The following is a 24,130-nucleotide window of genomic DNA, read 5'->3' as shown; positions in this document are numbered from 1 at the left end:
TTTCGTTAACTTTCTGGCTGTATTACCGACTGTCGCGCTGGGTGTGTAACGAATACGGCGATCACGGCTGTAATTGCCAATGCAAAACAGTAATAAGAGTTGGCAACCACTTCGAGTGGAGACAAATTAAATACTGAGCCGAGTAACAGTACTTGAGCACCGTATGGTAAAACACCTTGAACCACGCACGAAAAAATATCCAACAAACTTGCCGAGCGACGAGGAGAGATATTGTTCTCTTCTGCTAACTGACGCGCAACACTGCCCGATACAATGATAGCCACGGTATTGTTAGCCGTACAGCCATTAACCATCGAAACCAGACCAGCAATGCCCAGTTCACTTGCACGGCTGTTTGCGTGCTTAGAGTGGCGAGAGCCAAATGTGTGGATCAGGTTGCTGATTAAATTGGTCAAAAATGCAAGGCCGCCTTGACGACGCATGAGTTCACTCAGGCCACCAATCAGCATCGAGAGTAGGAAAATCTCCTGCATATTACCAAAGCCGGTGTATACGTCTTGCGCTAAGTTAGTCAGCCCATAATCATCAATCGACGCTAAGCTCACACTACCAGCTAACAAAATACCGATAGACAGCACAACAAATACATTTACGCCAGATACCGCCAAAATCAAAATAGTCACGTATGGCAGCACTTTCAGCCATTCAATGGCGCCAGTCTCAGGTACTTGGGTTGCGGTACTGTTGAAAGCAAAAATAACAATAGCGACCATTGCCGCAGGCAAGGCAATACGAATGTTTTCTTTAAACTTATCTTTCATCTCACAGCCCTGAGAGCGAGTCGACGCGATGGTCGTATCAGAGATAATCGACAGGTTGTCACCAAACATCGCCCCACTTAGTACGACACCAGCTGTTAATGGCAAGCTCATGCCAGCAGACTCTGCAATCCCCAAGGCTACAGGAGCGACGGCCGCAATGGTTCCCATTGAGGTTCCCATAGCGGTGGCGATGAAAGCCGAGATCAGAAAGACTCCCGGTAAGATCATGCTTGTCGGGATGGCAGATAAGCCGAGGTTTACCGTTGCATCTACGCCCCCAGAGGCTTTTGCCACGGCGGCAAATGCGCCAGCAAGCAAGTAAATCATACACATAGCGATAATATCTTGATGACCTACGCCACGCATAAAGTGTTCAATAGAGCGGTTGAGCTTATCTTTACTTAGAAGAAAGGCAACGATGATTGCAGGCAATACCGCGATTGGAGCGGGCAACTGATAGAACGCAAATTCAACGCCCTGAAGAGACAAGTAGGTACCTACACCAATAAAAAGCGCAAGAAAGACAATAAGAGGGATCAGTGCTACCGCAGAAGGTGTGATTGTTTTAGCTGTGTGCTGGGAACCGGACATGTAAACAACAATATTAATAATAAGAGAGAAGAGCAGACTAATCTCACATTTATATATTGTCAACGTCTGGACGTCTAAATGGCTGTTGATTTTTTTCCTGACGAGAAAGAGAAAAAAGCTCGTGTCACATATCCAATTGATACCACGAGCTTTTATGTTGGCTAACGTGATTGCGTCGATTTGGCTTTTTTGCGCTTGATGACCCCGAAGAGCATCCACATAAACAGGATTGCAGCGAGTGCCCAAACAAGATATTTGTGCTCGGTATACAGGTTGCTAAGTAAGCTAAGGTGTTCGAAGGCATAGTTGGTAAACAAACTGAATACCAACACCCAGACTGTTGCTGCGAGTGCATTGCCGATTAAGAACTCTTTACGTGGCATCTTAGCAATGCCACAGGCAAGGGGTATAAATTGCTTCATGCCTTCAATAAAGCGACTTACCACCAAACATGTTGGCCCGTATTTTTGGATAGAGAGTTGAAGCGTCTGCATTTTTGGCCCAGAAATGTAGCCCTTTTTATCCAGCCAACCTTCAAAGTAGTAACCGATTAGGTAGCCACAGGTATTGCCCAAAAAGCAGCTCAACCAAGATACCATCATCACCATACTTAAGCTCATGACCTGTTCTGAAGAAAGGAGCGATGCTGCGATCATCAGAGACTGTCCTGGCATTGGAATGCCTACCCCCTCAAGAAAGATACTGACGATAAGCGCAAGATAGCCATATTGCTCCAGCAAAGGCTTCATGGACATGAGTAGATCGTTGATATGTTCCAAAAGCTTTCCCCTAATGAAGGCGAAACGAAGATGGAGTGATACTCCGATTGTATTATCCGGTCAATTGTTGTTTCTCAAAAGCACGGAAACTGACATTGTTTAATAATTCTGGCTAACTTTACGTCGAAGATAAAGAACCCTCGCCAGCCATCGCAGGTGAAAAGCTAACGAGGTGTTGCCATTATTCTTTTGCTTTGGTGAATGCACCATACAAATCGAGGCGGCGATGACGTAAGTTGGTCACTGAGCCTTCGGTATTAAGTTGCTTCAACTTAGTTAGGTCAACGTCGGCAAAGATGATCATCTCAGTGTTGGCGCTGGCTTCTGTTAGCGTTGAGTCGTGTGGGAAATAGATATCGGAAGGCGAGAATACTGCCGATTGTGCGTATTGAATGTCCACGTTATCCACACGAGGTAGGTTCCCAACACTGCCGCCAATTGCAACGTAACATTCGTTTTCGATAGCGCGCGATTGAGAGCAGATGCGTACTCTTTGATAGCCGTTTTTGGTGTCTGTCCAGAAGGGGACAAACACAATTTGTGCGCCTTGTTCGGCCAACATTCTGCCCAATTCTGGAAACTCGCTGTCGTAGCAAATAAGAATACCGACTTTCCCTGCATCCGTTTCAAATACTTGAACGTGATCTCCGCCGTCAATCACCCAATCTCTTTGCTCATGTGGTGTGATGTGGATTTTATACTGTGCGTTGATTTGACCATCACGCTGCAGTAAGTAAGCGACGTTATAGAGTTTGCCGTCTTCGATAACTGGCATACTGCCCGCAATAATATTGATGTTGTAAGTCACCGCCATTTGCGAGAAACGATGTTTTATCTCTTCGGTAAAGCTCGCTAAAAAGCGAATCGCTTCTACTGAGTTTTTATCATTTTTTAATCCCATTAGTGGGGCATTAAAGAACTCTGGAAACAGAGCAAAATCCGCTTTGTAGTTAGCAAGAGAGGAGATAAAAAACTCGGCTTGATCCAATAAATCTTCCAAATCATTCATCGCACGCATTTGCCATTGCACAACACCGATGCGGATCAACGTTTTTTCTACGTCGTGTACCGACTGAATATCTTCTTCGTAGAAAAAGTTATCCCATTCCAATAACGTTGCGTAGCCTTCAGAGGCGCTGTCTTCTGGTAAGTAACCACGCATAATGCGTTTAACATCGAAATCGTTGGCGAGTTGGAAAGATAAGATTGGGTCGTGCAGTTCTCGGCGCTTAACTTTATTGATGTATTCCGCGACGCTCAACTCATCTGAGTGATTATGGTAATTCGGAATACGACCGCCAGTTAATATTGCTTTGAAATTTTTGCTTCGACACAATTCTTTACGTGCATCATACAAGCGACGTCCTAAGCGAAGGCCTCGGTAATCTGGATGAACAAACACATCTAAGCCATACATCGCGTCACCCGTGACTTGATTTTGGATAACGTTATTTTCAGTAATGATGTCGGTGTATAAGTGAGGAAGTGAAAAACGATTGTAATTTACTTTTATTGTTAATGCTGCACCGATAATCTTGCCATTATCTTCGATACAGATCTGACCATCAGGAAACTGATGAATAAGATCCATAATTGTCAGACGGGGCCATGAGCCACCCACATCTGGAAAAACCAGGTCCATTAGTTCTGCGAGCTCAGGGTAGTCGGTTGGCTCAATGGTACGTAAAGAGAGCTTGGGCGAATTGGTGTCCATATCTTTCAATCCATTTATCCTTTTCAAACAATATTAATGAGAATGCCATAAATTTGAACATACATACACTAATAGCAATTTTGAGCTGCTGTGACTCATACAAATAAGTTAAGCGGAAGCACTGGTATGACTCAGCTTGCTTTTTAACCATTCGTGAAACATCACCACTTTGTTGGCGGATAAGCGATAGTTTGGAATCATCACGTAATAGCCATAACCACTTTCTAATGAAAGGTTGAGAATATGCTGAATATCTCCCCGCTGAATCGAATATCGCGCCATAAAGTCTGGCAGTAGCGCGAAGCCTTTTGTCATTCTGACCGCCTCACAAGCTAAATAAAAATGTTCAAATCCCACAGCGTGATAAGTGATTGGGTTATCCAAAGAGTGGGTGAGTTTGAATTGTTCCCATAATTGAGGGCGAGTGGTTTGAGGAATTAATGGATAATGGTTGATCGCTTGCTTCGTTTTTAATGTAGGGAGAGAGGCGTCGCCCACCAAAAGTAATATTTCCTTACACAGAAGTTGGCTGTATTCATAATGAGTCGACAAAGGAAGGCATCGGACATGTAGATCACTTTCACCGTGAAGGTTTCTGAGTACGCTATCTCCGGTATGAATTTTTACCCGAACATTGGGGTACCGCTGGTGGAAGTCATTAATATGCGGCACCAACCACAAACTCGCAAATGAAGGTGTAACATCTACTACCAGCAGCTCTTGCTCGGTGCCTGATTGAATCAGATTAGCGGTGGCATGCTGTATTAGCCCTAACGCTTCAGTAACTTCTGGTAGGTAACGCTGCCCTTCTTCCGTTAATTCAATACCATTTAAGCCTCGCTGAATAAGAGGCAACCCTACCAGTTGCTCTAGGCTAGCGATTTGTTTGCTTACGGCACTTTGCGTCACACACAATGTGTCTGCTGCTTTAGAAAAACTTAAGTGGTTTGCGACCGCGACAAAGGTTCTCAATGCCCGAATAGAAGGGTACTCACTGCCTTTTAACATTACTCATTTCCATTGAATGCTACTTATTGAAAGAGTATAGGATTTAATCGTTGGTGCAAACTTGTAACCCTCGTCCATCAGTGAGCAATCGTTCTTTGTCAGTTGATTAGCGAAAAAGTCTTGCCGTCACTCTACTGTTTCAAGTACCCAAAATTATCTTAGATATGAGTATAGGATAAATCATAGGGTACTAAAACGTGAGAAGCTATGAGGTGTGATGAGGCGGTATGAAACAGAGAGAAGAGTTAATTAGTTGAATTTTCGTAGTTTTAGAGGCAAAAAAAGAGATGCAAAAAAAAAGGCCACCCGAAGGTGGCCTTTTCCAAACGTTTGGTGGGCTGGCGTAAGTTGATCTTGTTATTTAATTGTCTGATTTTATAGTGTTTAATTCGGTTTGATTTTTTGTTTGGTTACTAAGATGGTTACTAAAGTTCATGATGTCAATTCCAAGCTGCAAAAAAGGAGTTATCTTGAAGTCGAGAACGCAAGATATGTCACATTTACTCAACCCTAGTCCTTTATGTTTAAAAGAGGTGCTTTATCTTTCCTTTCTATTTATTAGTAATTAAACTACGTTCTATATTTTATTCTCTATTAGTTATTTACGAGTTGATTGGTTACCAGTTTTATATTATTTTACTTTTTAAATAACTTTTCATGCTCTTGGTCGATGATTTTCTGTAACGTAGTACTGATATTGCTATAGCTATGATTGACAATTTGGTCTAGTTTGTTCTTTGTTTCAGGGAGCATAGTCGTAGAAAAAGAAAGCTTCCCATTATTTCGGTTTTTTTTGCTGCTCCACTTCTTGCTTATTTTTGAAATTACAGCTTGTTGCTCAAGATTAGAACTTAGGAGATCTAAAATCGTTTGAGATATCGCTGTTGGGTCATTGACCGTGCAGTGTTCAAAGATTTTAAGTTGTTTATCTATTTCGTCGACCTTAATTAATTCCTCATAAAAGAATTGACTCTTTCTAAATGATTCATCTTCGTTTTTTGACTTGGTTATGAATCGTTTAAATCTATTATTTGTAAAAACGCGCATCCATTCATCATGTAATTCTCTTAGATAATCATCTATAACGTCAAATAGTAAACACTTATAGTTTATGAAATTAATGACTTGTTCTAGCTTGTTGTTTAAATTATTACTTTTTTTATTGAAGTAATCATTTATTTCTTCGCTAATTATTAAGTTTGATAACTTATTAATGTTATCTTTATTTCTCTTAAAGAACGCAATATCATCCAATATTTCTTTTAGGTAATTAATTTCATGGTTAAAGTTTAGTTGTATATACCCCCAAAGCCAATTAATAGTTCTTGATGATTGGTGTAGATTATTAAGCTTGATATCAAATAAATCAATTATTTTATTCTTTGTACTATTTTGTATTAAAAATGAATTTATTTCGCTGGTGTTTGTTTTTTCATCGTCTGGTAATAGTTCATTGTATCGAATAAATTTATTCTTAAATGTGTTTGAATTATCAACTAACAAGTTGATGGACCGATTTCTTCCTCTGTTAGCGCTAGCTCTCCTTTTAATATAGATAAAATATGTGGCATTAATAATATCGATACTTTGCTTTATTTTTATTTCTTGAATTACCATGAGCCCCTTCAACCTTTATGTGAACATTATGTTACAAAACATGCTGGTTATAATGTAGTTATATGCGGAAGATTGCGCAAGTATTTGCGAGGTTTTTACTCGGAATATGTGATGCTTTATCACAGATGCATAAGTTATTTTCAATAGGTTTACTTGGGTTGTAGAGGTACATGTTACCATTTCCTATGTCCTTAACTTCCGAGTTGATGAACAGTGTAAGCCCTTTCCATTTACTACCTTCACCGAAAGAAACAGTGTCGGTAATGTTTAATATATCACTACTTATCTATACCAGTATTCATATCTACTATATCTCTAAGATAATAACTCATTGAGTATCTACTAAAAAGTAACAGAGAACTCACCTCTATGAACAAGAGGAGAGTTCACATGACAAATCGTAAAAACAAACTAATTAAACAAAAAGAATTCAAAGGAATAAATCTAATTACTAGAGAAAAGGAATTGATAGAGAGCAGAGTAAGAAAAATTTATGAAGTATTAACTCATGCTACTAATTGTTTCCCTAGAACATTTGCATTCAGAGTAGACCTTAGATTTCCGAGTGACTATAAGTTTGAGGAAGAATTTCCTTATATGAAGAAGTTCTTTGGATCTTTAGAAAGTCAAATAGCAGAGGAATTAAAAAGAAGAAAAAGGAGGTTTAGTTCTGTTAGTGAAGAAAGGGTGCGATATATATGGTGTAAAGAAATCGATAAATCAGATAACCCACATTATCATCTAGTGATTTTTCTCAACAAAGATAACTTCCAAAGTTTAGGCGATTTTAAACGTGTAATTAGAGATGAGCGAAAATGTAAGTACTTATACCAAATGTTATTATGTGCTTGGTCACGAGTATTAGGCATTGAACTTGAAGATGCTCATAAGGTTGTATATATACCAGAAAATGCAACTTATAAAGTTCGCTCTTTTGAGGGAGAAGAGGTTGCGGGAAATTATGAATTCACAAGTTTGTTTAATCGTTCTATCTATTTAGCTAAAGCGCGCACTCAAGCAATAGGAGCGCGTAGAAACTTTAGCACGAGTGTTAAGTAATTTGTGTTATTTTTATCATATATTATGACGAGTGTTCATACAGTAATGAATAATGACGTTTTGGGCGTAAAAAAGAAAGGAGCCTAAGCGGTAGTGTTTAGAAATCTGTGTCATTTCAGTATGATATACAAAACAGGAATGACACATGAACAAAGACTTCGATCTAGAACAAGCTATTAAAGCCCTTCAGTCAGGCCAAGACCTGACAGGTAAAGATGGCTTCTTAACTCCGCTCATTAAACAAATCACAGAAGCTGCTTTGAAAGCAGAACTCGAACAGCACCTTGAAGGTGATGAGCAACCTAACCGTAAGAACGGCTCAAGCAAGAAAACGATTAAGTCTTCTGTCGGCACGTTTGAACTGGATACCCCACGCGACCGCTCTGGAACATTTGAACCCCAGTTAGTTAAGAAGAACCAGACTAAATTGACCGATGAGATCGACCGTAAGATCCTATCCATGTTCTCGCTCGGTATGAGCTACCGTGATATCCGTGGTCACGTAGAAGATATGTATGGCATTGATGTCTCTGAGGCCACCATCACAGGTGTTACCGACCGTTTGATACCTGAGCTGAAGGAGTGGCAGCAACGTCCGCTCGATGCACTTTATCCCTTTGTCTGGCTTGATGCCATCCACTATAAAATCAAAGAAGACGGACGCTACGTTAGCAAAGCGATATACACAATATTGGGCTTAGATGTTGAGGGGAAAAAGGAGCTACTCGGTCTTTATCTGTCAGAGTCGGAAGGCGCTAATTACTGGCTCTCCGTGCTAACAGATCTGTATAACCGCGGCGTTGAAGATATCTTGATCGCCTGCGTAGATGGGCTAACAGGCTTCCCAGAAGCGATAGCAACCATCTATCCTGATACAGAAGTTCAGCAATGCATCATTCACCAAATCCGTAACTCTATGAAATATGTTGCCTCTAAGCATCAGAAGGCGTTTATGGCCGACTTGAAGCCAGTCTATCGGGCTGTCAGCAAAGAAGCGGCCGAGATGGAGTTGGATCGTTTGGAAGCCAAATGGGGACAGCAATACCCAATAGTGATTCGTTCCTGGCGGAACAAATGGGCAAATTTATCGGTTTACTTCAAATATCCAGAATACGTCCGAAAGGCTATTTACACGACAAATGCTATTGAAGCCGTACATCGCCAATTCCGTAAACTGACCAAAACTAAGGGTGGGTTCCCAAATGAAAATAGCTTGCTTAAGCTACTGTATGCTGGGATATTGAATGCTTCTAAGAAATGGACAATGCCAATACAGAATTGGAATATGACATTGTCTCAACTGGCGATTCATTTTGAAGGTCGCTTGGATGACGTCTTAGATATTTAGCCAAAATTAGCTGACACAGAATTCTGAACGCCCTCGCCTAAGCCCCTTTCTTTTTATCTATCAGTTATTCTTAACTAAAGTTACACATGCTTTCCATGGAAAGTTAGCTGGTGATGGGGTTACTGTATTAACTGAAATGCAGTCATCAACTGTACCTTCAAAGTTCACATCCTTTAGGCGATACGTAATATCAACTCCAGTATCACGATATTCAATATTTTCGATTTCACCGTGCTGGAATTCACCAATTACTTCGAACGTCATAGGTCGACCTTGGTAATCAATAGTGCTAGCGCCAGCTGGATATACACTCCCGATAGCGTCTTCAGATACACCTACAGAGATACCTGAAGTGTAGTTAAACACAGGTAGGTCTTTGCTAGGCAGTACGCCATCACCATCAACATCAATGAAGTAATCGATGTGTGGGATAGTGAATTCAAGACCGTTCTTAGTGAAGTACTCTTTAGTGTTCTCGTAGGTGTTACCTGCGTATAGGCTAAAGCGGTAGTCGTTAAGTAGGTCTTTCATTTCAGTGAATTCAGATGAGTCAGGGTTAACTAGAACTTTACCGATGTTCTCGATTTCTTGCTCTAGCGCAGTACCTTTGTCCGTTGCCATCTGTAGCGTAGTTGCAGAGATCGCCAGTAGGATAGTACTGGTGTCTTCTGCGTTAGTTAGGTTAGTTTCATAGAAGTTCACACCTTCGCTAGATACTGCATCGTAGTTGTAGATGTCTAGCAGGTTACGAGTTGCCATGTCTACTGCTTCTACGAAATCAACGCCAGCTTCTACCTGCGCCATAACAGACTGCTTCATTACCGCCGTAGCAGTGTTGAAGTTAGCGGCAGAGGTTTCAGACATGTCAACGAAAGCGCTCATTGTCATTTGGTCGTCTGTTGAGCCAGTGATTTCATTGAAGTAGTAACCTTCAGCTTCAAGCTCTGCGTACTTACTACCGAAGCGTTCGTTTACGCTGTAGTTACCAACGTAGTCTTCTATCTGGGTAGTGTGTGTAACACCTGTAGCAACGAACTCGTCATTAAGCTCTTTGATAGTAACAACAGAGCCCGGCTGTAGAGGACCTTTCTGTACAGCACCACTAAATTGATACTGCTGACCAGAATCATTGTTATGTCCATCTGATGAGCTGCCACCACACCCTGTTAAGGCGACAGGTACAGTAAGTGCAGTGGCAAGTAAGGTTTTAGATAGGTTCATTCTATTTCTCCATAATGGGTATAAGAGGGTTATATGGTGTTGAATTCACAGTGAGTGTCAGTCAGATTAAATAGTTGCTGAATGTCCAAAGACAGTAGCGTTGCATCGGTTTGGAGATCGAAGCGAAAGCTCGACATCGTCGATTCATGGATGTTGCTTAGGGAGAGAGTGTTTAGTTTGGTATGCGCGTGTTTACGCCAAACGAGATAAGCGTTTCCGTGATGAAGTACAAGACCGATTGGTTGAACGTTAGTTAGGCGTAGATTGTGGTCACCATCGTTTATCTTTAGTGAGATAAGACGTTGCTGAAGTGTCGCTAGACAAACAATTTGGAATACACCAACGTTAATGTATAGCGGCTCACCGCTTATCGCAGTGTCAGTAACATGCACTTTGGATGACCAATGACTTTGAATTCCTTTTATGTTTTCAGGTGCAATACCTGAGAGAAAGTTATCCAGTAAAGAAGTAAGGCTGTTAGGCAGTTGATGCTTGGTTGACTCGATTAACCAATAGAGCAGCACTGCTTCATGGGCAGTAGTACTCAATGCAAGCGTCTCGGCTTTTTGGTAACCAAAAGGTTTATCGCGATCATCCACCATGACATCAGGAAACATGGCACAAATAGCGGACAGATTACGTTGGACAGTGCGTAAGGAGCGATCTAAACCAAGCGGTGAAAGTTGAGCTTGGATTTGTTTAGCGGTGATTTTCTTATTGTAAGGAATAAGGTTGTAAATCGCCAAGATAAGCTCAAGGTGGTACTGAGTTTGGTTAGGTTGCGTCATGGTAAGCTCAACGAGGTTCGTTCTATTGGGTATGACGATATCAAAAAGGCGCGACAAAGCATGTCGTATCAATATCTTAGGCGAAATCGCTGCGACGAGTTCTATCGCACTTGCGTCATGATGTGTCGTAATGAAGGGGAAGAAGGTCACTTTCCAACGATAGATAAATGGATCTCATCAAAAACGACTTTTGAAAGGTGACGAGCGAACGTTTTCATCCATATCTGCAAAAGATCTAGAACCTCTGGATGATTGAGATTAGCTGAGCCAGTATCCGGTTGGTAACACCAACCATTTGCTAAATGGAAATAAAGCTCAGGCTCTACTGAGTGCGCGCCTTCAAATGGATAAGAAAAGCTAGCAAAGAAGACAACCTGCCAAGGCTCTGAACTTGAAGCGCGTTTAAACTGCACTTCAACAGGATGTATTCCTTGACCATTCCGATAATAGTTCAGTTGACGACAATTCAAGACTAGCCGCTTTGCCTCATCGGATAAGTTGTAACGCGTGAACAATACTTCTAATTGTTGATGAAGTTGAGGTACTAACGAAACGTCACCACAAATCGTACTGATCATAGCCACCCCCTTTCTGCGAACGAGACACTGCTGTCTCCTACAACGATATGGTCAAGCACCCTGACATCCACTAACGCTAAAGCGTCGATGAGCTTGCGTGTGATACGCCTATCCGCTTGAGATGGAGAAGGGTCACCGGAAGGGTGGTTATGCGCCAGAATGACCGCTGCTGCATTTACTTCCAAGACGCTTTTGATGACCTCGCGCGGATAAATGCTGGCGGAATCAATGGTGCCTTTAAAGAGTGATTTAAACTCGATGACACGGTGTTGGTTATCAAGCAGTAGCAGAGCGAAAACCTCGTGCTCCGCGCTGGCTAGTTTGAATCTAACATACTCTTTGGTTGCATCCGGGTTACAAAGGGCATTACCTCGAACGTAGCGGTTAGCGAGGATTGCAGCTGCGCGATCCAAAATCTTGTTTTCTCTGTATTTCAAACCTTTTTGGTAATCAGTATGTGGGGTTGACATAAGTCCTCCAATTGAAATGGTTGATGTATTTCAAGAAGAAGACATATATCTGAAAGTTGCTCATTTCGAAGGTGAGAGCACGTATTTTTTAACTCACGAATGAATCTCATGGATAAATAATGAGGATAAACCCATGAGATTTTTGAAACTGAAAGAAGTAATGGATAAAACTGCACTTAGTCGCTCTGCTATCTATCGAAAAATGAACGATGGTGACTTTCCTCAAACGATCAGCTTAGGTGATAGAGCGGTTGCATGGTTAGAGAGTGAAGTTGACGACTGGATGGAGTCAATGCTCCAAGCCCGTTAACGGTATGAATTAAAAAGATTACAAATATATTTCATCGTAATGTGACTGAGTTCAGCAGATTTGGCTGAGCGAAGCTCATGTAGTGTTTTCGGGGCTGCTAAATGGCAGTCTTCTTTATTCTTTTATCATAAGAGGAAACAAGCGATGTCATGGTATCAAACTACGGGCAAAGTCGTTGCAGGAACGGTAAGTATGGTGACTGTAATTAAAGCCGCACCGGTTTTTGGTTCAATAGGTACGATAACGACGGGAGGCTTCGTCGTGTCAGCAATTGTAGGTGCTTCAGCAGCCTTAATAGATAAAGCTGTAAACCCAGCGAAGTCAGAAACGCCTTTGGTTTCATCTAAAGCCCAAAAATAGGAAATAGTCATCTCATCATTATTAAAAATATACCGTTATCTTTTAGGTAACGGTTTTTATGCTTATGAAGTAAAAAGCTTACTGCTGAAACAGCATGAGATTGGCATATTTTCACTATTCAATACCACTTTATTTTTTGTCCAATATTGAACGTATACATTAAAGAAAAGACTAGCTGTGTCATATTAATGTGTCTCTGTGTGAATGAGTCTTTGGTTAACTAAATTTTGCCCCTTTCCATGCCAGTGATGCTCAATCTCATGAATCACTTACAGGTGGTTTGACTGTAGTGATGTGATGGACGCCTCAGCACTCAAGTTTCGCGGTATCTGCCAAACTTGATGCTGATAGTAAACCTAAAGGGCTGCCATTATGGATATAAAAGTTGTTGGAATTGATTTAGCCAAAAATGTATTTCAGGTTTGTGTTTGTCTTGTAGATCATTCAATTAAGAGTAATCAAAAAGTTAGACGCAATAAGCTACTCGATAAAGTAAGGCAATTTCCTCAAGGAACTTTAATTGCAATGGAAGCATGTGGGACCTCTCACTATTGGGGGAGGAAGTTCAAAGAGTTAGGCTTCGATGTTCAGCTAATTCCAGCCCAACATGTTAAGCCATTTGTCTCAAGCCAAAAGAACGATGCGAATGATGCTCTTGCTATATGTGAAGCAGCTTTTCGACCTAATATCCATAAAGTGCCTATAAAAACGGTAGATCAACAAGATATTAAATCATTACGCTGTGTTCGGGCCCGCTTAGTCCAAAACAGAACGGCGACAGTAAACCAAATTCGCAGTTTAGCAGGTGAATCTGGCGTTATTTTTAGTGTCGGAAGAATAAAACTGCAAGCGTCCCTGATAGATGCTTTAGAAGATGGAAGCAACGATCTTTCGTATACTCTCCGTAGCCTTCTTAAATCTCTATATGATGATTTATGCGCTTTAAATTATCGAATAGAGTGATATTAAAGCTCTTTGTCAAAATCAACCTCGCTACGAAGCACTGCTTTCAATTCCTGGATTTGGGCCATTAGTAACAGCGAGTTTTATTAGTGAGATAGGTTCAGGTCTACAATTCAAAAATGGCAGGCAGTTATCTGCATGGTGCGGATTAGTACCAACTCAATCTAGTTCTGGTAGTAAAATCCGCTTAGGGAGCATCACAAAAAATGGCAGCGCCGATCTGCGTGTGTTACTTATTCATGGCGCGAGAGCTGTAGGGCGTTTTGCCAACAAACGGCAAGATAAACTTGGGCAATGGTTCAACGCTTTAGCTGTCAGACAAGGTAAACATAAAGCTGTGGTCGCACTTGCGAATAAACTAGCTCGTATAGCATGGAAAATATTAACAGGAAGCCATGACTTTGACGTAAACAAAGCCTTTGCATAATAACCTCAAGAAAGTTTACATACACTGATGAATAAACGGTTAACCGTACCTATTGTAACCTGAGTTGACCAAGGCATTAAATGCCGATGTAGTGATTAGGCAATAGGTTTCGGATTTACATCAAGGCGCAGGCGAAAGAGCCTGTAACGACGCCGAATATATGGTAGTGAACCAATCATTCAAAAGTGTTGTAAAAGCTGAGGCGTCCATATATGGTCAACTAAAATTGGCCACGATTTTAGAGTTTTCCAAATATAATCGTTCTCATTCATTGGGCGTTAGGCCACCGTTATACTGATGTGGCCTGAGTTGGCAGTAATATCCGATAATGTAGCGGTTGATCTCTTGTTGAGCCTCAGCGAAGCTACGATAACCCACAGTTGGCACCCATTCCGTCTTCAGACTTCTAAAGAAGCGCTCCATTGGCGCATTATCCCAGCAATTTCCTCTGCGAGATAAACTCTGTTTTATTTGAAAACGCCACAGTAATTGGCGGTATTTACGACTTGTATAGTGACTACCTTGATCGCTATGGAACATGACACCTTTAGGCTTACCACGTGACTCATAAGCCATCGAAAGAGCTTTACCTGTTAACCGAGTATCCGGTGATAAAGACATCGACCAACCAATCACTTTGCGAGCAAAAAGATCGATAACAACCGCTAAATACATCCACCGATTACCTGTCCAAATATACGTAACATCGCCAACCCAGACTTCATTTGGGGCGGTAACAGCAAACTGACGACCTAAGTGACTTGGAATTTCAATATGTTCTTGCGAAGCCTTTCTGTAACGATGCTTTGGTTCTTGGCAACTCACTAAACCAAGAGTTTTCATAAGCTTTTTTGCTTGGTATCGGCTCAGCTTTACGCCCTGATTTGTGACTATATCTGCAATGGTTCTCGCTCCCGCTGAGCCATTGCTTGCGGCGTGAGCCTCGCTAACCAAGCTGCGAAGTTTTACTGTTTCAGCATTAATTACCGTTGGGCGTTTAAACCAATAGTTATAACTACTTCGGTGAACATTGAAGACTTCGCACAATGTTTTTACGCTGTAGCTCTGCTTGAGTTTCTTGATTATCAAGAATTGTTCAGTGAGTCCGACATCAACAGAGCCGTGGCTTTTTTTAGTATTTCATTATGCTCTTCAAGGCGAGCCAACTTCTTTTTCAATTCCCGAATTTCTATTTGCTCAGGGGTCATAGGTGCAGCTTTGGGTGTTTTTCCTTGGCGCTCTTCTCTGAGCTGGCGAACCCACTTATCCATCGTGGACTTGCCCACATTCATGGCTTGGGCTGCTTCAGTCACTGAGTAGTTCTGGTCTAGGACTAACTGCGCTGCTTCTAACTTAAATTCTGCGCTAAATAGTCGTCTTGTACGTTTTGTCATAGTGTCACCTGTTAACTTATGAGGTGATGATATCACCTCTAACTAAGTGACCAAATTCACCGTACCACTACAAGATTACGTATGGATAGCTGGGTAACTTTAATCGGCGTTAGTGGGTAACTTTTACATTGGCGATGGCAACATTGATGGTTTTAACTTTCTTAGTGAAAGTAGGAGTTTGTTAAGGATATCCATTTTGTCGGCTTTTACTAAACGCACTAGTCAACACCAGCTTAATCATAATGTTTGAAGAACTTAGTGCATGACATTCTGACGTGGTGAATGGAGGGAGCATTTGAGTTAGCTGAGCTCGCTGATGACTTTTTCGATAAATGCTCGGCGAACGGGATCTGTAAACTCAGAATTCTACAATAATCCTACAGACCACTCTGCGTCTTCACCAGAGAGTGGGATAAAACGGATCTCTGGCTGGCTGATACGAGCAACACTCGCCGGAATGATGGTGTAACCCAAACGGGCAGATACTAGTGCAAGCACAGTGATAATCTCATCTGCCTCTTCAATCACAACTGGGCGCTGCTGGGCTTCCCACAAGTAAGCGCTGATGTGCTTATTCATTGTCGGGTTTTTATCACGGCTTAAGGCGAGGTAGCTGTGGTGGCTTAGTGATGCCCACAAATTATCTTCATCGATGTTTTCCTTTTCGTGAATGGCGATTACTAGTCGATCAGCAAACAGCGGGATTGCGGTTAGCGGCGGCGTGACAGGTAGTCGATCAAATCCTAGTTGTAGATTACCGACAGTGAGCTCTTCCACCAATTTATGCGATGGGTAATCGTTCAAACTCACATGTACGTTTGGGTGGTCTTGCTTGAACTGAGCAATGTAGTTGGGTGCTTCGTGAAATGACGAGATTCCAAAGCCGATATTTAGGTGCCCGGAGGTCCCTTCCGCAACAAACGCCGCCAAAGTTAAAAACGACTCAAATCCTTTCAATATGCGCTTTGCTTCATTTAGCAAAATTTTCCCCATAGGGTTAATTCTGCGCCATGTCGACCGCGATCAAATAATTCAACATTTAGCGGTTCTTCGAGGCGTTTTATCTTTTCGTTAGCGCAGACTGCGTGATGTATGGGTGTTCCGAGGCTACGCGGAAATTCTTGTCATCGACAAGTTGGCAAAAAGTGCGAAGTAAATCTGTATCCATTCCAGTTTGGAATCAAAAATTGAATTTGTTTCATTATAATTAATCATTTGTCTCTTTTATATTCAATTGCAAATACGGACACTCAAAGGGTGAGATACCGCAAGGTGGCTAAATTATAGGCAAGTAGACCTACGCAGCATGATTTAGCTTCGGTAACTCTCTCAATATGTGTTTGTTGCTTTTTAGATTGTGAACTCGAGAGTTAGCATTAGCAGAAATGGAGTCCCCCAAGTTAAACCGATTAAAGGTTCGACATAAAATCTAACAAACAGATTTAAACAAGATAACTCACGATGAGTTCTCTGACTAACCCCTCGATCTTTGCTCTAACAATACTTTTATAAGAAGGTCGGAACCAATAATGTGGAAGGAAATACTATGAAAAAAACACTAATGAGCCTAGCAACCGTGTCTATTTTTGCTGCCGGTGCGGTCAATGCTGCTGATTACAAGTTAACAGTCCCTCATGTTACGAGTACTGATGGCTACAACCACCAGTCATTGCTAGTGTTCAAAAATTTTGTTGAATCACGCTCGAATGGCCAAATTGAGGTAGATATCTACCCATCAGGGCAGCTTTGTTCGAACGCGAAAGAGTGTATTGCGGGCGTACAAGCAGGCATGTTTGACTACTTCCAAACTACCATTCCTGAACTAGGTAACTTCTGGAAATCAGTGGGTGCCTTTGACCTTCCTTATATGCTACCAAATGACCGTGTCGCAGAGTGTGTTTACGACAACGAGAAATTTATTGGCGATGTTCGTGGAGAACTACTGAAAAAAGCACCAAATGTTCGCTTGATGGCGGTGTCTAACTCTGGTGGTTGGAGAAACATTGCGACGACAAGCAAGCAGGTTAAGAGCCCTAAAGACGTGAAAGGTCTTAAATTGCGTACAGTACCTGCAAAAGTGCAACAAGAGCTAGTGACAGAGCTCGGTGGTGCACCAACGCCTATTGCTTGGCCTGAAGTATATACAGCGCTTTCTACAGGTATGGTGGATGGTACTAAGAACGGTGTTGTAGACATCATCATGAACAAGTTCCACGAAAGCCTTGGTTACATGCTCCTCGATGGTCATGGTTACATGGGGGGCGCTTGGGTATTCAATGACCGTAAATTTAAATCATTCCCAGATGATCTAAAGAAAGTCGTTATTGATGGTATCGCAGCGCAAAACCAATACCTACGTTCATATCCAAAGCATAAAGAATATTCTGCTTATGAAGAGTTCAAGAAAGCAGACGGCGTAATCTACAACCCAAGTGCAGCTGAAAAAGAAGCGTTTAAGGCAGCAGCTGCACCAGTTAAAGATTCGTTCTTGAAGTCAGCTGGAGCTGAAGGTCAGAAATGGCTTGAGCGTTTTGAGAATGAAATCAAAACGTGTGAAGCGAGCATTCAAGCTGACTACGATATTCAGCTTAACTAATTTGCTAGCGCATTTTTTGATATGCAGTAAATCAGGGCGCACTTCCCTAAGGTGCGCCCAAGCCAATCACTTTGGCGTCATGACCAACGTTGAGCAAAAAGTCTAATCAAACAAGGCAAAGCAACATAATCCTCAACATAGTTCTTCGTGATTCTGCCTAAATGCGACTCACATCGTCGATGTGATTGGTATCTTTTTGCCCAAATTTTGGAAGTCGCCCTAATGAAACTCGTCCAAACCCCAAATGGCTTTACGATCAGCCATAAAAACAGAACAGTATTTGAACACTCTGAAAAAAGCCCTGCGTTGTATCTAGGCATTGGTCAAGGCACCTTTGATATGTACCGCGGCAACTTTGATATTACCGATTATGTTTCAGAGCGTTTACCGCTAAAGAAATTCTCAATTTCTGAAAACTCAGACGATGTAGTCGTCATCTTTTCTGTTGATGGCGATGCTGCATTAGAAATGCGTCTGATTGAGACCGCTGAAACTCGTCTAAAAGCCGAGTTTACAGCCCTTGATGATAAGTTTAACCGTTTCTGGATCCGTGTAGCGGCGACAGAAAGCGAAGCTGTTTACGGATGTGGTGAGCAGCTAAGTTACTTAAACCTTCGTGGTAAGAACTTCCCTCTATGGAGTTCAGAACCTGGCGTTGGCCGTAACAAAAACACATACACTACTTGGCAGGCAGACGTAAAAGATAAAGCTGGTGGCGATTACTACACGACTAACTACCCTCAGCCGACGTTTGTGTCAGACAAGAAGTATTTCTGTCATCTAGAGACAACGGCGTACGCTGATTTCGATTTCACACACTCTGAATACCATGAGTTGCAATGTTGGAACATTCCCGAGTACCTACTGCTTGATGCCGAAGAATCATTCCCTGCATTAATGACCAACATAACCGATGTGTTTGGTCGTCAGCCAGCATTGCCTGAGTGGGTCTACAATGGCGTTATTTTAGGCATTCAGGGTGGTACTGAAATCACCTTAGACAAAGTTGCTGCAGCGCGTAAAGCGGGTGTAGAAGTTTCAGGTGTTTGGTGTCAAGACTGGCAAGGCATCAAGATGACTTCGTTCGGTAAGCGTTTGCAGTGGGATTGGAACTGGAGCGCTGATCTTTACCCTGAGCTAGATACGAAAATCCATCAAATGAAAGAGGATGGTGTCCGTTTTCTCGGTTACATCAATCCGTATGTTTTAGAAGACTTCCCTCTATATGAAGAAGCATTCGAAAAAGGTTATCTAGCGACAAAAGAAGACGGCTCAAAATACGTGGTCGACTTTGGTGAGTTTTACTGTGGCGTGGTTGATTTCACTAATCCTGAAGCCTGCGAATGGTACAAAGGCGTAATTCAAACCAACATGATCGACTTTGGCCTCGATGGCTGGATGGGTGACTTTGGTGAGTATCTGCCAACAGACTGCTCGTTACACAACGGCGTCAGCGCTGAAATTGAGCACAACAAATGGCCTTATCGTTGGGCGAAAGTGCAACATGAAGCGATTGCAGAGGCGGGTAAAACTGATGATATTTTGTTCTTCATGCGTGCAGGTGCTACGGGTATGCAACGATACTGTCACGCACTATGGGCTGGCGACCAGTCGGTTATTTGGGAGAAGGACGATGGTCTAGCGTCAGTCATTCCAGCAGCTTTGTCAGCAGGCTTAATGGGCAACGGTATCAGCCATAGTGATATTGGTGGATACACCACACTACACGGTAATACGCGATCGAAAGAGTTGTTCCAGCGCTGGGCTGAAATGGCTGCATTTACTCCTATTATGCGTAGTCATGAAGGTAACCGACCTGATGATAACCATCAGTTTGATACCGATATTGAGACTCTGACTCATCTTGCTCGTATGACGAAGATTTACAAACACCTTAAGCCATATATCAAGTCGGCAGTGGAAGAGAACGCAGCTAAAGGTATCCCAGTGCAGCGCCCGCTGTTCATGCACTACGAGCAGGACTCTGAAGCGTACCAAATTCAATACCAATACTTATTTGGTCGCGACCTATTGGTAGCTCCGGTATACAACCAAGATGAGCAGGTTAAAGAGCTGTACCTGCCTGAAGATGAATGGGTGCACGTATGGAGTGGTGAAACCTTCAATGGCGGTTGGATCAAAGTCGACGCGCCTATTGGTCAGCCTCCGGTGTTCTACCGCAAGCAGTCAAAAGATGCACAGCTATTGGCCGCGATTAAGAGCATCTAGTCCACTTAACTAACTTACCAATAAAACAATAACTTAATGCCTCCAGAAATGGAGGTACTCCCCAAATTCGTTTGAACAAAATCTGGAATAACTATGTCTGATCTAATCCTAAACAGTAAAGAGTCATTTGTAATAGACTCAATTGAAGGCACGCTTTACACCAGTACGCGTGAAAACTTAACCTTCCTCGACTTTGATAATGACATCAAAGTGGTGGCGCGAAGCGACTGGAATAAGGACAAAGTCGCTCTTGTCTGTGGCGGCGGTTCTGGTCATGAACCTGCTCATGCGGGCTTTGTGGGTAAGGGTATGTTAACGGCTGCGGTATGTGGTGACCTGTTTGCAGCACCAAGTGTCGATGCTGTGCTTAATGCTATTTTGCATGTCACTGGTGATGCGGGCTGTTTGGTCATTATCAAGAACTACACAGGCGATCGTTTGAACTTTGGTTTAGCGGTAGAGAAAGCCAAAGAGATGGGTCAAAAGGTAGACCTTATTGTTGTTGGTGATGACATATCTATTCCCGGCAACCCTCAGCCACGTGGTATTGCGGGTACATTGTTGGTACAAAAAGTCGCGGGTTTCGTCGCTGAAAACGGTGGTTCGCTGGAGGAAGTGAAGCAAGCTGCGATTGAAGCTCATGACAAGACGGCGTCAATTGGTGTCGCGTTAACTAGCTGCTCACTTCCAGGTGAAAGCAATGACCGTATCGCGCAAGGAAAAGCAGAGCTAGGCTTGGGCATTCACGGTGAAGCTGGTATCGAGACCATCGATTTGCCTAAGGCAAAAGAGCTCGTCTCAACCATGGTTAGTAAACTAGTAGAAGCCAAGCCAACATATGATAACGCTATTTTACTCAACAACTTAGGGGGCTTGTCACCGATCGAGATGAATATTGTCGCCAAAGAGGTAATGGAATCATTGCTCGGTAAAAAGGCGAAATTCATCGTTAGTGGCGCACTGATGACTGCGATTGATATGAAGGGCTTCTCAATCTCTAGTATCCAACTGACAGACAGCATTAGTGACGCTTTAGTTTCTCCAGTTGAAACGGCGGCTTGGCCTGGTGTTGTTGCTCGCCGCGAAGTTCCAGTCACACAGTGCCAAAACCAGATCGCTAAGAGAGCATTCACACCTTCGCACGATGATGAAACCGCACTTGTGTTAACCAAAGTGTGCCAGTCAATCATCGATATTGAAGCTGAACTAAACCACCTAGATTCGATTGTAGGTGATGGCGATACTGGCTCTACGTTTGCTGCTGGTGCTCGTAAAATTTTGGTTCAACTAGAGGCGAAACAACTTCCTCTGCAAGACAAAGCTAAGCTACTGACCACCATTGCTGACTGTTTAACGTCGGTTATGGGTGGCTCATCAGGCGTATTACTGTCGATTATGTTCACTGCCTCTGGTCGTGATTTTGAACTGAATGGTTCACTGCCTAAAGCACTGCAGACTGGCTTAGGTCAGATGATGGCTTACGGTGGTGCTAAGCCAGGTGATCGCACCATGATCGATGCGCTCTATCCTGCGCTACAGGCTTGGGCTGACAACGGCTTTAACTCGGCTATCGAAGCGGCTAAGGCTGGTGCGGAATCAACCGTCGCTATGACCAGTGCTAAGGCGGGGCGCTCTTCTTACCTAAACAGTGACAGCTTAACAGGCACCAAAGATCCAGGTGCATTTGCTGTAGAAACCGTGTTTAGCCAATTTTAATCCAATTAACGGGTCACCCTAGTAGTGGCCCGGCTCATTACGTGAAACAGAGTTAGAAAAGGACTCCATTATGGACAACATTATTATTTCCCCAAGCAAATACATTCAAGGTGAAGGTTCGCTAGACAACATTGGCAAATATGTGTCTGTGTTTGGTAAAAAGCCGTTAGCCATCGCTGATGATTTCGTTATGGGCTTAGTTCGTGATCGAGCAGAGACCAGTATTGTCGGTGAAGGTCTTCAAGCAAGTTTTGACACTTTCGGTGGCGAATGTTCTCACATTGAAATTGACCGCCTAATCGAGGTGAGTAAGCAGCAGGGTAATGATGTCATTATTGGTATTGGCGGTGGTAAGACGCTTGATACAGCAAAAGCTGTCGCTTATTACTCAAAAGTGCCTGTGGTTATCGTACCAACTATCGCTTCTACTGATGCTCCCACTTCTGCGCTTGCGGTAATTTATACACCAGAAGGTGAGTTCAGTGAGTACCTACTGTTCCCATCAAACCCGAACATGGTCATCATGGATACAGGTATTATTGCAGCTGCACCTGTACGCACGCTTGTTGCAGGTATGGGTGACGCTCTATCAACTTACTTTGAAGCACGCGCAAATGGTTTATCAGGTAAGGCGACTATGGCTGGTGGAGCGCCAACGCGTTCAGCGCAGGCACTCGCAAAACTGTGTTACGAGACTCTAATTGCTGATGGCGTAAAAGCGAAAGCAGCAGCAGAAAATGGTGTCGCAACCAAAGCGGTTGATAACATCATTGAAGCGAACACGTATCTATCGGGTATCGGCTTTGAAAGCTCAGGTCTTGCAGCCGCACATGCTATCCACAATGGCCTTACTAAGCTAGAAGAGTGTCACCATCTATTACACGGCGAGAAAGTGGCGTTTGGTACGTTAACTCAGCTAGTGTTAGAAAATGCTCCTCAAGCAGAAATTGACGAAGTGCTTAACTTCTGTCGATCAGTAGGCTTGCCAACCAACCTTCATCAAATGGGTGTTAAAGAGCTTAACAACGAGAAATTGATGGAAGTGGCCGAAGCCTCTTGCGCTGAAGGCGAAACCATTCATAACATGCCTTTCCCGGTAACTGCTCAGTCAGTTTACGCGGCTATCCTAACCGCGCATAAGCTTGGTTCTGAATAGAAGTAAGTAACAACCTGGAATCATAACTAAAATAAAGCCCTACGATTATGTAGGGCTTTATTTTTTATCTATTCCTCAATGTCGACCTCAATTTTTCTTCATCTGCAGTCATTTCGATTTTACTTCCATCACTGTTAGATACTGTTCCTGAAGTTTTTGACTCGGTTGTAGAAAACTTAATACTCGTGTCTTCATCCTTTAGTACAAGGTTGGAACTATCTTTATTTATTGTCGCGTCGATAGAGTAATCATCAATAAGGAATGAAAAAGCAATATCATCGATGAAGGTAATATAGAGTACTGACCCTAGGTTGAGGACAAAGGGGAGTGAGAAGAACTCTCTGATGGCGGCGTTCGGATCAGTGTTGTAGAGAGCTTCGAAAAGACAAAAGAAAGTTGAGAGTAAGGCGGTAATTAGTGAGATCGCTCCTAAATTGCGCTTGATTTTGTTGTGTTTCTTTACTGCATTATCAGCTATCGGTTGTTGATAATCAGGAAGCAACTTGATTATCCAGGCAACGACCTTCTTCATCATTTTACCCTTTATAGTCGGTCGCTTTAGGATAAAACCAGTGACATTTCTTAACTTCCAGGCGATACAGAAAGAGGTAAATGACAAATACCAGATAATGACAATGACTTCGAAGCCCTGCCAAAGTCGGAACAGGCCGATAGAGGTAAGTCCTAAGCCGCATACAAAGGGTAAGAAAGCAATGATTGAGCCGAGGGGCGATCTCCAAAACTTAGCAGTTATTATATTCCAATAGCGATCAATTACGCCAATGACTTTCTTCCCTTTTTTTATTAGCTCCTGCATTTACTTTGACTCTCCAAATTCAATTCTCATAGTTTAATTGTTATTTTTATCAATTGCTTAAAAACATTCACTTAGTTGACTGGAATGTATAGTTAATACGAATTAGGTGCAACTGTGCTGAGGAAGTCAATTTAAGTCTTAACTTAATTTCCAAGGTATATGTGAGGATTTAAAAAGGCAGTGTCGATTCACACTGCCTTTTTGGCG

The 24,130-nt window shown here is 42.5% G+C and carries 19 protein-coding genes and 2 pseudogenes; 9 read left to right on the top strand and 12 right to left on the bottom strand.

The genetic code is table 11. The features are described from left to right. Window positions 1–5: 5 nt before the first annotated feature. The 5 genes from ATG66_RS16785 to ATG66_RS16765 all read right to left on the bottom strand — a co-directional run bounded on the left by ATG66_RS16785 (window position 6) and on the right by ATG66_RS16765 (window position 6,491). Window positions 6–1,373 carry a Na+/H+ antiporter NhaC family protein gene (locus ATG66_RS16785; protein ID WP_179885710.1) on the bottom strand — a complete coding sequence of 456 codons (1,368 nt, stop codon included), beginning with the start codon at window positions 1,371–1,373 and terminating at the stop codon, window positions 6–8. Between the two features lie 161 nt (window positions 1,374–1,534). Beyond that, entirely contained in the window at window positions 1,535–2,128 is a 594-nt protein-coding gene (locus ATG66_RS16780; RefSeq protein WP_179885716.1) for a DedA family protein, read from the bottom strand. 205 nt (window positions 2,129–2,333) lie between these two features. Next, window positions 2,334–3,866, bottom strand: a complete 1,533-nt coding sequence (locus ATG66_RS16775; protein ID WP_098416362.1) for a bifunctional GNAT family N-acetyltransferase/carbon-nitrogen hydrolase family protein — start codon at window positions 3,864–3,866, stop codon at window positions 2,334–2,336. A 108-nt stretch (window positions 3,867–3,974) separates the two neighbouring features. Next, window positions 3,975–4,874 (bottom strand): LysR family transcriptional regulator, encoded by a 900-nt coding sequence (locus ATG66_RS16770; protein WP_098416361.1) that lies wholly within the window; start codon window positions 4,872–4,874, stop codon window positions 3,975–3,977. Between the two features lie 636 nt (window positions 4,875–5,510). Continuing rightward, window positions 5,511–6,491 carry a hypothetical protein gene (locus ATG66_RS16765; RefSeq protein WP_098416360.1) on the bottom strand — a complete coding sequence of 327 codons (981 nt, stop codon included), beginning with the start codon at window positions 6,489–6,491 and terminating at the stop codon, window positions 5,511–5,513. Between the two features lie 390 nt (window positions 6,492–6,881). On the opposite strand from ATG66_RS16765, the gene ATG66_RS16760 reads away from it, so the two are divergent. Both ATG66_RS16760 and ATG66_RS16755 read left to right on the top strand, forming a co-directional pair. After that, window positions 6,882–7,550 carry an inovirus Gp2 family protein gene (locus ATG66_RS16760; RefSeq protein ID WP_179885709.1) on the top strand — a complete coding sequence of 223 codons (669 nt, stop codon included), beginning with the start codon at window positions 6,882–6,884 and terminating at the stop codon, window positions 7,548–7,550. Between the two features lie 145 nt (window positions 7,551–7,695). After that, complete coding sequence (locus tag ATG66_RS16755) at window positions 7,696–8,898, top strand: IS256 family transposase (RefSeq protein WP_095661319.1); 1,203 nt, start codon at window positions 7,696–7,698, stop codon at window positions 8,896–8,898. Between the two features lie 60 nt (window positions 8,899–8,958). Here ATG66_RS16755 and ATG66_RS16750 read toward each other — a convergent pair whose 3' ends face one another. The 4 genes from ATG66_RS16750 to radC form a co-directional block, all read right to left on the bottom strand. Beyond that, entirely contained in the window at window positions 8,959–10,119 is a 1,161-nt protein-coding gene (locus ATG66_RS16750; protein WP_098416358.1) for a hypothetical protein, read from the bottom strand. Window positions 10,120–10,148: 29 nt separating this feature from the next. Next, complete coding sequence (locus tag ATG66_RS16745; RefSeq protein WP_098416443.1) at window positions 10,149–10,940, bottom strand: helix-turn-helix transcriptional regulator; 792 nt, start codon at window positions 10,938–10,940, stop codon at window positions 10,149–10,151. Window positions 10,941–11,053: 113 nt separating this feature from the next. Further along, window positions 11,054–11,485, bottom strand: a complete 432-nt coding sequence (locus tag ATG66_RS16740; protein ID WP_179885708.1) for a DUF2787 domain-containing protein — start codon at window positions 11,483–11,485, stop codon at window positions 11,054–11,056. Next, the gene (gene radC / locus ATG66_RS16735) at window positions 11,482–11,955 is read right to left on the bottom strand and encodes a RadC family protein (RefSeq protein WP_098416356.1); all 474 of its coding nucleotides are present in this window, start codon (window positions 11,953–11,955) and stop codon (window positions 11,482–11,484) included. Before radC ends, ATG66_RS16740 begins: the two co-directional genes overlap by 4 nt. A 133-nt stretch (window positions 11,956–12,088) precedes the next feature. Between radC and ATG66_RS16730 the strand changes: the two genes are divergently transcribed. From ATG66_RS16730 to ATG66_RS16720, 3 genes and pseudogenes are all read left to right on the top strand, one after another. Beyond that, window positions 12,089–12,265 (top strand): AlpA family transcriptional regulator, encoded by a 177-nt coding sequence (locus ATG66_RS16730; protein WP_098416355.1) that lies wholly within the window; start codon window positions 12,089–12,091, stop codon window positions 12,263–12,265. Window positions 12,266–12,409: 144 nt separating this feature from the next. Next, entirely contained in the window at window positions 12,410–12,625 is a 216-nt protein-coding gene (locus ATG66_RS16725; protein WP_098416354.1) for a hypothetical protein, read from the top strand. Window positions 12,626–12,997: 372 nt separating this feature from the next. Then, window positions 12,998–14,015 (top strand): annotated as a pseudogene (locus ATG66_RS16720) (IS110 family transposase). A gap of 179 nt (window positions 14,016–14,194) precedes the next feature. Here ATG66_RS16720 and ATG66_RS16715 read toward each other — a convergent pair. Together ATG66_RS16715 and ATG66_RS16710 are read right to left on the bottom strand one after the other, a co-directional pair. Next, a pseudogene (locus tag ATG66_RS16715) lies at window positions 14,195–15,409 on the bottom strand (IS3 family transposase). Between the two features lie 366 nt (window positions 15,410–15,775). Further along, the gene (locus ATG66_RS16710) at window positions 15,776–16,390 is read right to left on the bottom strand and encodes a LysR family substrate-binding domain-containing protein (protein ID WP_179885707.1); all 615 of its coding nucleotides are present in this window, start codon (window positions 16,388–16,390) and stop codon (window positions 15,776–15,778) included. Window positions 16,391–16,955: 565 nt separating this feature from the next. On the opposite strand from ATG66_RS16710, the gene ATG66_RS16705 reads away from it, so the two are divergent. From ATG66_RS16705 to ATG66_RS16690, 4 genes are all read left to right on the top strand, one after another. Then, the gene (locus ATG66_RS16705) at window positions 16,956–18,005 is read left to right on the top strand and encodes a TRAP transporter substrate-binding protein (RefSeq protein WP_098416351.1); all 1,050 of its coding nucleotides are present in this window, start codon (window positions 16,956–16,958) and stop codon (window positions 18,003–18,005) included. 222 nt (window positions 18,006–18,227) lie between these two features. Further along, window positions 18,228–20,234, top strand: coding sequence for an alpha-glucosidase (locus ATG66_RS16700; protein WP_098416350.1), 2,007 nt, complete (start codon window positions 18,228–18,230; stop codon window positions 20,232–20,234). Window positions 20,235–20,327: 93 nt separating this feature from the next. Continuing rightward, window positions 20,328–21,950, top strand: a complete 1,623-nt coding sequence (locus ATG66_RS16695; protein ID WP_098416349.1) for a dihydroxyacetone kinase subunit DhaK — start codon at window positions 20,328–20,330, stop codon at window positions 21,948–21,950. Window positions 21,951–22,020: 70 nt separating this feature from the next. Further along, on the top strand, window positions 22,021–23,106 hold the full coding sequence (locus tag ATG66_RS16690; protein WP_098416348.1) for a glycerol dehydrogenase: 1,086 nt from the start codon (window positions 22,021–22,023) through the stop codon (window positions 23,104–23,106). A 64-nt stretch (window positions 23,107–23,170) separates the two neighbouring features. On the opposite strand, the gene ATG66_RS16685 is transcribed toward ATG66_RS16690, so the two are convergent. Further along, entirely contained in the window at window positions 23,171–23,923 is a 753-nt protein-coding gene (locus tag ATG66_RS16685) for a hypothetical protein (RefSeq protein WP_098416347.1), read from the bottom strand. Between the last annotated feature and the right edge of the window lie 207 nt (window positions 23,924–24,130).

Source organism: Vibrio sp. ES.051, from assembly GCF_002563795.1.
In the GTDB taxonomy this organism is placed as follows: domain Bacteria; phylum Pseudomonadota; class Gammaproteobacteria; order Enterobacterales; family Vibrionaceae; genus Vibrio.
This window is presented reverse-complemented; position numbering and strand designations above follow the sequence as displayed.